At 43.2% G+C, this 13,355-nt stretch carries 11 protein-coding genes; 9 read left to right on the forward strand and 2 right to left on the reverse strand.

Going from position 1 to position 13,355, the window contains the following annotated elements; translation table 11 throughout:
- Positions 1-144: 144 nt before the first annotated feature.
- The 9 genes from AC1DOK_RS17900 (at position 145) to AC1DOK_RS17940 (ending at position 11,350) form a co-directional block, all read left to right on the forward strand.
- The gene (locus tag AC1DOK_RS17900) at positions 145-1,116 is read left to right on the forward strand and encodes an ABC transporter ATP-binding protein (protein ID WP_477555766.1); all 972 of its coding nucleotides are present in this window, start codon (positions 145-147) and stop codon (positions 1,114-1,116) included.
- Positions 1,117-1,122: 6 nt separating this feature from the next.
- A complete protein-coding gene (locus tag AC1DOK_RS17905; protein ID WP_477555675.1) occupies positions 1,123-2,097 on the forward strand; it encodes an ABC transporter ATP-binding protein in 975 nt (324 codons plus the stop codon).
- 112 nt (positions 2,098-2,209) lie between these two features.
- On the forward strand, positions 2,210-3,772 hold the full coding sequence (locus AC1DOK_RS17910; RefSeq protein WP_477555767.1) for an ABC transporter substrate-binding protein: 1,563 nt from the start codon (positions 2,210-2,212) through the stop codon (positions 3,770-3,772).
- A gap of 73 nt (positions 3,773-3,845) precedes the next feature.
- Positions 3,846-4,850 (forward strand): ABC transporter permease, encoded by a 1,005-nt coding sequence (locus tag AC1DOK_RS17915; protein WP_477555676.1) that lies wholly within the window; start codon positions 3,846-3,848, stop codon positions 4,848-4,850.
- A gap of 12 nt (positions 4,851-4,862) precedes the next feature.
- On the forward strand, positions 4,863-5,762 hold the full coding sequence (locus tag AC1DOK_RS17920) for an ABC transporter permease (RefSeq protein WP_477555677.1): 900 nt from the start codon (positions 4,863-4,865) through the stop codon (positions 5,760-5,762).
- A 255-nt stretch (positions 5,763-6,017) separates the two neighbouring features.
- Positions 6,018-7,364: a pyridoxal phosphate-dependent decarboxylase family protein gene (locus tag AC1DOK_RS17925; RefSeq protein WP_477555678.1), complete on the forward strand. Its 1,347-nt coding sequence runs from the start codon at positions 6,018-6,020 to the stop codon at positions 7,362-7,364.
- On the forward strand, positions 7,333-8,739 hold the full coding sequence (locus tag AC1DOK_RS17930) for an MFS transporter (RefSeq protein WP_477555679.1): 1,407 nt from the start codon (positions 7,333-7,335) through the stop codon (positions 8,737-8,739). Before AC1DOK_RS17925 ends, AC1DOK_RS17930 begins: the two co-directional genes overlap by 32 nt.
- 176 nt (positions 8,740-8,915) lie before the next feature.
- The gene (locus AC1DOK_RS17935) at positions 8,916-10,406 is read left to right on the forward strand and encodes a peptide MFS transporter (RefSeq protein WP_477555768.1); all 1,491 of its coding nucleotides are present in this window, start codon (positions 8,916-8,918) and stop codon (positions 10,404-10,406) included.
- A gap of 263 nt (positions 10,407-10,669) precedes the next feature.
- Positions 10,670-11,350, forward strand: coding sequence for a queuosine precursor transporter (locus tag AC1DOK_RS17940; RefSeq protein WP_477555680.1), 681 nt, complete (start codon positions 10,670-10,672; stop codon positions 11,348-11,350).
- A gap of 69 nt (positions 11,351-11,419) precedes the next feature.
- Here the strand turns inward: AC1DOK_RS17940 and AC1DOK_RS17945 are convergent, their stop codons facing one another.
- Both AC1DOK_RS17945 and pdxK read right to left on the reverse strand, forming a co-directional pair.
- The gene (locus AC1DOK_RS17945; RefSeq protein ID WP_477555681.1) at positions 11,420-12,286 is read right to left on the reverse strand and encodes a C40 family peptidase; all 867 of its coding nucleotides are present in this window, start codon (positions 12,284-12,286) and stop codon (positions 11,420-11,422) included.
- Positions 12,287-12,469: 183 nt separating this feature from the next.
- Positions 12,470-13,321 (reverse strand): pyridoxine/pyridoxal/pyridoxamine kinase, encoded by an 852-nt coding sequence (pdxK, locus tag AC1DOK_RS17950; protein ID WP_477555682.1) that lies wholly within the window; start codon positions 13,319-13,321, stop codon positions 12,470-12,472.
- Between the last annotated feature and the right edge of the window lie 34 nt (positions 13,322-13,355).

Raw genomic sequence — 13,355 nt, forward strand, 5'->3', positions numbered from 1 at the left:
TTGGGATATTTTTATAAAATAAACATTTTTACAAATTGATAACAACCTGTTGGGTTATTCAATTTATTGATTCAATCCCATTCGTCGATTAGGATGGTCAAATTGGTTGTTCTTGTTAATCGAATTACTGAGGAAGGTGCCCATATGTCAGAACCTCTACTAGAAATTAAAGGGTTACAGACGCATTTCTTTACGGATCGTGGTAGAGTTCCAGCGGTTGATGGGGTCGATATCCACATTCGTAAGGGAGAAGTACTAGGAATAGTCGGGGAATCCGGTTGTGGCAAAAGTGTTATGTCTCTATCTGTAATGGGCTTAGTGCCGAATCCACCAGGAAAAATTGTAAACGGTTCCATTCAGTTCAAGGGAGAGAATCTAGCGGATTTATCAGAGAATCGGATGCGAGAGATTCGAGGTAATGAGATTGCCATGATATTTCAGGAACCGATGACCTCGCTTAATCCTGTTTTTACTAACGGCAATCAGATTAGTGAAACGGTTCGCTTACATCGCGGCCTCAATAAGAAGGAAGCCAGGCAGCATTCGATTGAGATGCTCCGTAAGGTAGGGATTCCTCGTCCTGAAGCCATTGTGGACGAGTATCCGCATCAACTATCAGGTGGTATGAGGCAGCGCGTGATGATCGCAATGGCTATGTCTTGTGATCCTGAATTACTCATTGCTGACGAGCCAACAACTGCGCTCGATGTCACGATACAAGCCCAAATATTAGATCTTATGAAACAACTAAATCAAGAGTCAGGCACAGCCATTATGATGATTACTCATGATCTAGGTGTCGTCTCCGAAATGTGTGATCGTATTGTAGTTATGTACGCTGGTAAGGTTGTAGAAGAGGGGACGACTCGTACGATTCTCAAGAATCCGAAACATCCTTATACACAAGGATTGATTCAATCTGTGCCACGTATGGATGTGACGCGAGATAAGTTGTACTCGATACCTGGTAATGTACCTAATCCAAGGAATATGCCACAGGGTTGTCGATTCGCGCCTCGCTGTGAGTTCGTAATGGATCGATGCCACACTAGTATGCCAGAACTGGTTATAGTAGATGAAGGACATCAAAGTCGTTGCTGGATGCATGTTGAATGAGGAGGGATGGCCGTGGAACAGGATCTACTTCAAGTGAGCCATTTAAAAAAATATTTCTCGATCAGGGGCGGTGTCCTTAGTCGGGAAATTGGTCAGGTCAAGGCTGTTGATGATGTATCCTTCTCTGTAAAGAAAGGCGAGACATTAGGACTTGTTGGTGAAAGTGGCTGTGGTAAATCAACGACAGGTCGCTCAATTCTACGATTGATTGAACCAACGGAAGGGCAAGTGCTTTTTGAAGGTCAGGATATTACGCGGATGTCTTCTGAAGAGCTTCGCAGGATGCGTAGAGATATGCAGATTGTATTCCAAGATCCATTCGCTTCGCTTAACCCAAGGCATACCGTAGAACGAATATTGGAAGAGCCACTCATTGTTCACAAGATAGGTAATGCCAAAGAGCGTAAAGAACGTGTTATGCATTTACTAGAGGTTGTGGGGCTGCATGCTTCTTACGCAAAGCGTTTCCCCCATCAGTTCTCGGGTGGTCAGCGGCAGCGCATCGGAATTGCGAGGGCGCTCGCAGTTAATCCCAAGCTGATCATTGCAGACGAGCCTGTATCTGCGCTAGACGTATCCATTCAGTCGCAGGTGCTTAATTTAATGCAGGAGCTTCAGCAGGAATTTAATCTAACTTATATTTTTATTGCGCATGATCTAAGTGTCGTGAAGCATATAAGTGATCGAGTAGGTGTCATGTATTTAGGCAGGCTAGTTGAACTAGCTGACAAGGATCGCTTATATGAATCTCCTAAGCATCCCTACACCCAAGCACTTCTATCAGCAGTTCCGAGTATTGACCCAGACGTGAAAAAGGAGCGAATCATTCTGCGAGGGGATGTACCTAGTCCTTCTAATGCTCCGCAAGGCTGTACCTTTCATACACGCTGTGCGTCAGTAATGGATATATGTAAGACCGCTCGTCCCGAGTGGAAAGAGCTTGGAGCTAGGCATACAGTAGCATGTCATCTATATAACTAATTAATTGAATATTCAGTTAGTTAATCGTTATATAAATATAGATGAGTTTATTAATAGGGGGGGTCATGAAGTGAGAAAATGGAAATTTACAGCTTTATCGCTTGTACTCGTCATGTCTGTGGTATTGTCGGCATGCTCAAGCGGAGGTAGCGGTGGTTCAAACACATTAGTAGTAGGACGCGGAGGCGATTCCGTTGCACTTGATGCTTCGGTAGTAACTGATGGTGAATCAGCGAAAGTAGCCCACCAGATTACGGAGACACTCCTGAAGTACAAGGAAGGTACGACAGAAGTCATTCCAGGATTAGCTGAGCTGCCTGAAGTTGCTCCCGATGGCTTAAAGTATACGTTCAAGCTACATAAGGGAATTAAGTTCCATGATGGAACTGACTTTAACGCAGAAGCAGTTGTGTTTAACTTCAATCGTTGGTCAAATCCAAAGGGTGAATTCAGCTTCCTTGACGCCAAAGCTGAGGAAGTGTTTGGATACTACGACAGTATGTTTGGAAATGAAGGTACACGTGCGATTAAAGAGGTAAAAGCTATTGATGAGTTAACAGTTGAGTTCACAATGAACATACCACAAGCCCCTTTCTTACAGAATATCGCCATGACATTCTTTGGTATTGGCAGTCCGACAGCCATTAAGGAGAAGAAAGACAAGTATAAGGAGTCCCCAGTTGGAACAGGACCTTATAAATTTGTTGAGTGGAAACGTAACGAAGCCATTACTCTTGAGAAAAACAAAGATTATTGGGTCAAGGGTTTACCGAAGATGGATAAACTGATCATCAAATCCATTCCAGACAACACCGCTAGACTGAATGAATTAAAAGCTGGAACGATCGATTTGATGGAGGATGTGAACCCAAGTGCTTTGGGTGAAGTAGAAAAAGATGCAGCCCTACAGAAAATTCTACGCCCAGCATTTAACGTAGGCTATGTTGGTTTTAACACGAAAAAGAAGCCATTTGATAATGCCAAAGTTCGTCAAGCCCTTAATCATGTTGTGAATAAGGAATCTATTATTAAAGCTTTCTATAGCGGTCTAGCAATTCCAGCGGTCAATCCAATGCCGCCGTCAGTGCTTGGCTATAATGACCAAGTCAAAGATTATCCATATGATTTAGACAAAGCCAAGGCGCTTATGAAAGAAGCGGGATATGAGAACGGTTATGATAAAGAACTCGTATTCTATGCAATGCCAGTATCACGTCCTTATATGCCAGATGGCAAGAAGGTTGCTGAATACTTGCAATCTGAATTTGCTAAGATTGGAATCAAGACAAGAATTGAGTCACCTGAATGGGGAGTCTATCTTGATGACGCCAAGAAGGGTGAGAAAGAGGATCTATTCATGCTAGGTTGGACAGGAGATAACGGTGATCCGGATAACTTCTTATACACGCTTCTAGATAAGGAAACGATCGGAAGCAATAACTATTCTTTCTATATCAATGAGGAGCTTCATACCTTCTTATCTAAGGCTCAGGCAGAACCTGATCAAGCGAAACGTGCTGAGGGATATAAGAAAGCACAAGAAATTATCAAAGCAGATGCGCCTTGGATTCCACTCGTTCACTCAACACCATTATTAGCTGCTAAGAAAGGGCTAAAAGGCTTCACACCATCTCCAACAGGATCGGAAACTTACGCGAATATTACGATAGAATAGTTACGAACTCAGATGGGGCAGTAGGTCGTTACCTACTGCTCCTGTCTCATTATTGAAAAGCGGGTGAATTCTGATGGCGGCTTATGTAATAAGGCGACTGCTCATGCTCATTCCAGTACTGCTTGGTATGACCATTATTGTATTTTTTATTATACATGCCATTCCCGGAGATCCAGCTGAAATGATTCTCGGTGAAAAGGCAACTCAGCAGACGAAAGATGCTCTACGAGAACAACTTGGTTTAGACAAGCCAATATACGAACAGTACGGCATGTTTATGGGTAACCTACTGTCTGGCGATTTGGGTAGTTCCATTCGAACCAAATCTCCTATTAGTGAAGAAATAACACCTTATTTAGCAGCAACCTTTGAACTCACGATCGTAAGTATGGCGATTGCTGTATTTGTCGGTGTGAATGCTGGTATTCTAAGTGCTTGGAGACAGAACTCTTGGTTTGATTATATGAGTATGGTTATTGCACTCATTGGGGTATCCATGCCGATTTTCTGGCTAGGACTGATGGAACAGTGGGTTTTTGCAGTCGAACTGAAATGGCTCCCTACAACAGGGCGAATGAATGTACGCGACCCTATTGAAACGATTACAGGGCTGAATGTGCTTGATTCCATTCTCTCTGGCCGAGTTGACCAGCTATGGGTAGCAATGAAGCATTTAATCCTCCCAAGTATTGCGCTGGCGACAATCCCGATGGCGGTAATTGCTCGTATGACAAGGTCCAGTATGCTCGAAGTGATGCGGTCTGATTTTATTCGGACGGCACGTGCAAAGGGCTTATCACAATTTTTTGTTGTGTATAAACATGCTTTGAAGAACGCGTTAATTCCTGTTGTGACTGTAATCGGCATTCAATCTGGGTTATTGCTTGGCGGAGCCGTTCTAACAGAGACGATCTTTGCTTGGCCTGGAGTAGGTCGGTATATATATGATGCAATCTCCTTCCGGGATTACCCTGTTATCCAATCAGGTATACTCGTCATTGCCGTGATTTTCGTGTTAATCAATCTACTTGTGGATTTGATATATGCTTATATTGATCCTCGAATAAGTTATCGATGAGGAGGATGTACCATGGCTGAGTTATCGATACAACCACTAACTAAACAACCAAGTTTGCAAGACCAAGAGGTCTCCTCTCCTTGGCGAGATGCGTGGAGAAGCTTGCGTAAGAATAGGCTTGCAATGATCGGCGCAATCATTATTTTATTTTTTGTCGCTGTTGCCTCACTTGCCCCGGTTATTACAGTTTACGACTATAAAACCCCAGCTCTTGAAGATCAACTTTTACCTCCATCCAGTGAGCATTGGTTTGGTACAGATGATCTAGGGCGTGATTTGTTTGCAAGGATCGTTTATGGAGCGAGAATTTCACTTACAGTCGGCTTCTTCTCCGTTATCATGTCGATGGTTGCAGGCTCAATTCTTGGCGTTATTGCAGGCTATTATGGACGATGGGTGGATTCCATCATCTCTCGTTTCTTTGATATCCTACTTGCTTTCCCGAGTATTCTTCTTGCGATAGCAGTTGTTGCAGCTCTTGGGCCATCTTTACAGAATGCTCTGCTCGCAATCGCAATTGTCAATGTACCGACATTCGGAAGGCTTGTGCGCTCGAAGGTGCTTAGCCTCAAAGAAGAAGAGTTCATCGTGGCTGCTAGAGCACTAGGCATGAAAGATCGTAGAATTTTGTTCGTTCACTTGCTTCCGAACAGCTTAGCCCCAATTATTGTTCAAGCCACACTAGGTATTGCGACTGCGATTATCGAAGCAGCAGCACTTGGATTTCTGGGACTCGGAGTCCAACCGCCTGAGGCAGAGTGGGGAAAAATGATTTCCGATTCACGGCAATTTTTTGCGAGCGAGCCTTGGACTGTTATTTTTCCAGGCTTGTCGATCATGCTAACTGTACTTGGATTTAATCTGTTCGGGGATGGGCTGCGTGATGTGCTTGATCCGAAGTTGAAGAATTAAAGATTGAAGGCAATATTTAGTGAATAAGAAAGTATAAGTAATACACCTATACTTTCTAATATTCACCTTACGAACTGCATCCGTCCTATAGGACGGCGAAGCCGCTTCATCCTGTTTCCTCTGTAGCTCTCGGTCCAATTGATGGATATTGAGTGAAGGAGGATTTATTACTTTACAGGGCGAATAATCCGTTTTAATAGTAAGAATATTTAATATATTTAATTAATTAATTAACTAGATTAAGGAGCGAGATAAATGGCTGGTCAAAGAATGCAATTCCCTATAGGTGGCAAGAACAAAGACGAACTAATGGCAGCTATGCAGAAATTGAAAAATGCAGATGCTAATTACGAGAAGGGGCGGACATGGAGTCTTGTTTACTATGCAGGTGAAGAATTAACGGAACTTGTCAAGCAAGCCTACAATATGTTCTTTCACGAAAACGCTTTAAATCCAACTGCATTCCCGTCTTTACGTCAGTTTGAATCAGAGATTACGGCTATGGCAGCTCATATGTTAGGCGGTGATGAACAAGTCGTAGGTAATATGACATCAGGTGGATCTGAGAGTGTGATGATGACGGTAAAGACAGCGAGAGATTGGGCACGTAAGGTAAGGCCAGAGGTAACGGAGCCGGAAATGCTGCTACCTATAACAGCACATCCTGCATTCATGAAGGCGGCACATTACTTTAATGTTAAGCCAATTCATATTCCAATAACAGAGGATTACAGGGCAGATGCAGTAGCTGCAAGAGAGCTAGTGACAAGCAATACCATCCTGATCGTCGGTTCTGCTCCCGCTTATCCCCATGGTGTGGTCGATCCAATAGTGAAACTCGCAGCGCTTGCGCAAGAGAACCATATTCTATGTCACGTTGATGCTTGTCTGGGTGGATTTATGTTGCCATTTGTTCGCGAATTGGGATATCCTATGCCAGCATTTGATTTTCAAGTCCCAGGCGTAACTTCGATATCAGCTGATATCCATAAGTATGGCTATGCAGCTAAGGGCGCCTCTGTTATCCTCTATCGCAATCGAGAGCTGCGTATGCATCAGTTATTTGCTTATCCTGATTGGCCGGGCGGTGCCTTTATTTCCCCTTCGATGTCTGGGACAAGACCAGGTGGAGCGATCGCAGCAGCATGGGCGGTCATGAATTACTTAGGCAAAGAAGGGTATGTCGCACTCGCGAAGTCGACCATGGAGACAACGGAGGCTCTAATGAAAGGAATTGAGGCGATTCCGGGGTTATATATACTCGGTAAACCGAATATGAGTGTGTTTGCTTTTGCTTCGCAAACCCATAATGTGCTGGTGTTAGCTGATCTTATGGAAAGCTATGGCTGGCATATGGATCGTCAGCATAGTCCAGACTGCTTACATTTCATGGTTACTCCTGCACATGAAGGGATCGTCGATGTATTCCTAGGTGATTTGCAGAAGGCAGTTACCTTAATGGAAACAGATTCTGAGGTAGCTAGCCAAGCAGGGAGCGCAGCGATGTATGGGATGGTCGGTACCTTGCCTGACCGTGGAATGGTGAGGGATTTTCTACTGAACATGTTAGATGAGTTTGGCACTTATAAATCGTCAGAATGAGGAAGTAGGGAAACGTAGCATGAGCCAAAATTCAGGTAAGCTATCCTTTGGAACTAAGACGTTCTTTGGACTAGGGGAGACGGTATCCGTGATGAGCGGTACGGTGATCGGGCTTTACTTTATGTTCTTCTTAACGGATGTGGTGGGCATTGCACCAGCGATTGCGGGTACAATCTTCATGGTTGGCAGACTATGGGATGCCATATTCGATCCGATTGTCGGCATGATCAGTGACCGGACTCGAACACGATGGGGGCGTAGAAGACCTTTCTTTCTCATATCCGCTGTTCCCATTGCTGTTCTTTACTTCTTTCTGTGGTTTCCAATCTCAACGGATAATCAAGTGATCCAAATTATTTACTATACGCTTGTTTATGTGTTCTTCATGACCTCACTGGCTTCCTTCTATATTCCTTACTTAAGCTTAATGGCTGAAATGACAGATGATTATCATGAACGGACAAGTGTGAACAATTACAGGATCTTCTTTCAGCTGTTCTTTGGACTAGTGGCGGCAACTGTTCCTAAGATGATTGCTGACTCCTATGGAGATCCATCTGACGGTTATCTGATGCTGGGATTATCGATTGCGGTATTTATTTTCGTAATCCCCTTCATACTTTTTAAGACCACCAAAGAGCGCCAAACGAAGCTAGCTGTTAATAAATCAGAGAATTATATGAAAGAATTTTTTATGATCTATAAAAATAGAACCTTCCGCTATCTGCTCCTGATTTATGTTGGTTGTTATGCAGCAGCGAATGTAGTAGAAGGTTTCGTGATCTACTATATGGCAGGCTGGCTCAATCGAGAAGCTGATATGCCAATATTGTTTGTTATGGTTGTAGGCTTCGGTATCGTATCTTTACCGCTTTGGAGCCGTATATCAGTTAAGCTCGGTAAGAAGCATGCGCTAATTATGGGACTGGCGATTTGGGCAATCTCACAGCTTGCCTTCTTTCTCATTACACCAGCATCACCTGGTTATATCGTATACATAGTTGGTGCAATTGTTGGACTTGGCTATGGTGTTGCACACGTGCTCCCATGGTCGATGCTACCTGATGTACTGGATGAAGATGAACTGCAGACGGGGCAGAAGCGTGAAGGATTATATGCGGGCGTAATGAATTTATTGATGAAAGTTATCAATTCACTTGCGATGTTCCTAATCGGGATTATTCTACAGGTTGCAGGTTATGTAGCCAAAATCCCGCTTGGTGATGGAACTATGCAAACGATTCGCATCACGATGGCTGTTGCACCGACTATTTTCATCGTAATCGGACTGATTGCAGCTATTCTGTATCCACTCACGAGAGAGCATCATACACAGGTACGCGCTGAGCTTGCCAAACGGCAAGTAGAGGTTTAATTTTAGTAAGGAGCAATGCATCTATCCTTTTGAACTGTAACCCGTAGAGTTTTCACAGAGATTGATAATATTTAATTTACTTATTTTGTCACTTCGGGAAGATTGCAGTTTAACTGCCAAGGGTATTATAATTAAAAAATCTAGCATCATTGAGTCGACATCAAAGGAGAATTGTAATGCCAATTTTTGACAGGAAAAAGATTGTAGAAAGCGTTCCACAAAAGGGATTTTTTGGACATCCCAAAGGCCTGCTCACCCTCTTTTTCACCGAGTTCTGGGAGCGATTCTCCTATTATGGAATGAGGGCTATCCTTGTATTCTTTATGTACTATGAAGTGACAAAGGGCGGACTCGGGATTCCGGAGAACACCGCACTCTCCATAATGTCCATTTATGGATCACTCGTGTATATGTCCGGCATCATCGGGGGCTGGTTGGCTGACCGGATATTTGGTGCGTCGAAGTCTGTTTTTTATGGCGGTATCTTGATTATGTTCGGTCATATCGTACTGGCCATACCGGGAAATATTACGCTGTTCTTTGTATCCATGATCTTGATTGTGCTAGGTACAGGCCTGCTGAAACCTAATGTATCCAGTATGATCGGAGATATTTACAGTGAAGAGGATAACCGCCGAGATGCGGGTTTCAGTATTTTTTATATGGGGATTAACCTTGGGGGTTTCCTTTCTCCTTTAGTTGTAGGAACCGTTGGGTTGAAGAATTTCCACCTAGGTTTCGGTCTTGCCGCTATCGGGATGTTCCTGGGATTGGTCGTTTTTATGATAACCAAACCTAAAAATTTAGGTCTTGCAGGTACGATTGTAGTTAACCCGCTGTCACCCACTGAGAAGAAAAAAGTGTTCACCATCCTAGGTGCGAGCGTTGTTGTTCTCGCCGTCTTAATCACGATTGCCATTATGTTTGGTGTTCTCACCTTTGATACCTTTATCAAGCTGGTTGGAGTTTTAGGCCTTCTGATTCCTACCCTTTACTTCGTGGTTATGTACCGCAGTCCTAAAACAACGCCTGTCGAGCGTTCCCGAATTATTGCGTACATTCCATTGTTTATTGCTTCGATTATGTTCTGGGCGATTCAGGAGCAAGGGGCTACCATTCTAGCCAATTACGCTGATAAGCGTACACAATTGGAGTTCGCGGGCATTCATATTTCACCCGCCTGGTTTCAGTCGCTGAATCCGCTCTTTATTATCATTTTCGCGCCTGTATTCGCTTGGTTGTGGGTAAAGCTCGGAAATCGACAGCCAACCATACCTCAAAAGTTCTCACTTGGCTTATTGTTTGCCGGTCTGTCCTTTTTGATCATTCTGCTGCCGGCTTACTTTGGCGGTGCCTCTTCACTCGTTAACCCGTTGTGGCTCGTGCTCAGCTACTTCGTCGTTGTACTCGGAGAGTTATGCTTGTCGCCGGTTGGCCTCTCGGCTACTACCAAGCTCGCACCTGCTGCCTTCACGGCTCAGACAATGAGCTTATGGTTCTTATCCAATGCTGCCGCTCAAGGCATTAACGCCCAAATCGTTAAGTTCTATACCCCAGAAACCGAGATGCTTTACTTTGGTGTTATTGGTGGGGTAGCTCTTGTGCTGAGTCTTCTGCTCTTCCTACTTGCTCCGAAGATTCAAAGCTATATGAAGGGTGTAAAATAAGCAAATCCGAATTAGAAACAGGCGTGGAAAACAATTCCATGCCTGTTTTTATATAAGCATGAAAACATAAATAACCCGTAAGAGGGACACGGTTCATTTATAATGATGGGTGAATCAATTTCATAATACCTATAGCTGCTTTCTTTATAAAAACATATATCTCCATTATATAAATGGCATTTTATATGGTATAGTATTGTTTGCTTCATAAGGGAGTCGCGGTTCGAAATCTTCCCGCGTTATCAAAACTAGGAGGGAATTATATGTTTAATTTTATCTTTGGTGTAGGGTTCGTACTTGTGAACTTTATACTGTTTTTGATCTGCTATCGCTTTTTTGGTAAAAAAGGGCTGTATGCATGGATCGGGGTTGCGACGGTGCTTGCGAATATTCAAGTAACCAAAACAATTGAGATGTTTGGTCTAGTCATGACGCTTGGAAATACAATGTACGGGACGATTTACTTGACCAGTGACTTGCTGAATGAGAAATATGGTCAGAAGGATGCGAAGCATGCGGTATGGTTTGGATTCTTCTCGCTGATCATGACGACGATCATTATGCAAATGGTGCTCGTATTCGAAGCACAGCCAGGAGATCTTGCTAATGAAGCGCTTAAAACGATCTTCGGACTTATGCCAAGGCTTGCACTTGCCAGCTTAGCAGCCTACTTTGTTAGTCAGTTCCTTGATGTTAGAATCTACTCATTTCTCAAAAAGATCGTCCCAGGACGAAATCAGTTGTGGATTCGTAACAACGGAAGTACAGCGGTTAGTCAGCTCGTAGATACCACGATCTTCTGTACGATTGCTTTTACTGGCATATATGATTGGAATGTGTGGCTTGATATTTTTGTTACGACTTACTTAATCAAGTTTGTAATTTCTATGGCTTCAACGCCGTTCCTATATATTGCGAGGAGCTTTAAGTTTAAGGAAGAGTAAAACAACAAGACCGATTAAACGCTGTTATGGCGTTTAACCGGTCTTTATTATGGTTAAGTATTTATAAGCTTAAAGAACTCGCTTGGCACCAATATAATAGTTCATGCTCCAGCTAGAACCTAGATCACTGAATGTGACGCGCATTCTACTGCCAGATGATGCATCAATGTACTGGTTATTCCCGATGTACATGCCAACGTGAGATACTTTTGAGCCTTGTTTAAAGAAGACAAGATCACCGCGCTCTAAGTTACCTTTGACATGTGTACCTGCTGATGCGTACATATCAGCTGCTGTACGTGGGAGGTCAATTCCATATTGGTTAAACACATATTGAAGGAAACCTGAACAATCAAATCCGCTAGGAGTCGTTCCACCGTAAACATAAGGGACGCCCAAGTAGAGCTTAGCAGTTTCGATAATTTGATTACTTAGTTCAGCTGCAGCATAACGATAATATGCAGGTGCATGGAACTTACCATCTGTTGCTAAAATAGCGAGTCCATTTGATTGATCCCACTGAATGAGATGGCCTAGTGATTCACCGATAAAACGAAGTGGAACATATGTATAACCTTCAACTTTGAAAGGTGCTTTATCCATTTTAACGGGCTTGCCGTTAACTGTTGCTGTATGGTCATTGGTTTTGACCGTTACGATGTTATCGCCATGCGTGAATGTGACGACGCTTTCTCCACCTTCGTTATACCAGTCTAATCCGTATCCAGCTTTTTCGGATAAGGGACGAATTGGAACGAATAAGGATTCTTTATCAACCCATACGGACTGTACTTCACTCGCAGGGATTACGGTATCATTTACTTGTGTAATGACATCGGACTTTGTGATTGAACTTGCTTCTGCTTGACCATTTATAAGTAGTCCTGCTCCGAGGATTGCAGTAGACAACGTAATGATTTTAAATATCGATTTCAAGTAATGTCCTCCTTGTGTTTTAGTTATGTATGATTTCTTATCCTAACGTTACCATAGATATCCAACCTGAATCATTAGAGAATGATTAGAATTCAGAGAGAATGCACTGAAGAAACACAAAAAACGGCCACTAAGTGTTCCTTAGGGCCGTTTGATATACTTGAATGTATATGGTTGTATATACTATTGATCTAGCTTCCGATATGCAGCATGGTTGGTTGGTCCTACATACTGGTTTAATGGGAACGATTCACGAATAGCTTCTGTAATGAATGCTTTCGCTGTATAGATTGCTTCTTTGACGCTGCGTCCTTTGGCAAGCTCGGCAGTAATTGCTGCGGAATACGTACAGCCTGCACCATGTGTGTTGTTCGTAATGATCTTCTCGGATGCAAGTAGTTCGAAGGATTCTCCATCATACAATACGTCAATCGCTTGTTCTTCGTTCGGAAGCTTGTTGCCGCCTTTTACTAACACATATTTCGCGCCTAAAGCGTGAATTGCAATAGCAGCTTCCTTCATTTCATCAACGGAATGTATAGGTGCCATACCAGCGAGTTGAGCAGCTTCGAACAGGTTAGGTGTAACGACTAATGATTTAGGTACGAGTACATCACGAAGACAATCGTTCGTCTCTGGATGAAGTGCTTCGTCTTGCCCCTTACATACCATTACCGGATCAAGAACGAAGTTCTTTAATTGGTATTGATCGATTTTGTCAGCTACTAGCTTAATAATATCGATGGATCCGAGCATCCCAGTCTTGAATGCGTCAATGCCAATACCGGCAAGTACTGTTTCAAGCTGAGGTTCAAGTGTTGTGACTGGAATCGGATATACACCATGAGACCAGTTATTATGAGGGTCCATTGTAACGATGACTGTAAGTGCAGTCATACCGTACACACCACGTTCTTGGAACGTTTTGAGATCTGCCTGAATGCCTGCACCGCCGCTTGTATCTGAGCCAGCAATAGTTAATGCTTTGTACATAGAATTATACCCCTTTTGTGAATTTGTTAGTGTGGGAATCATTTGCGGAATTGATTCTTAAATGTCTTGTTGTGTC

Source organism: Paenibacillus sp. P5_B5 (assembly GCF_056400365.1).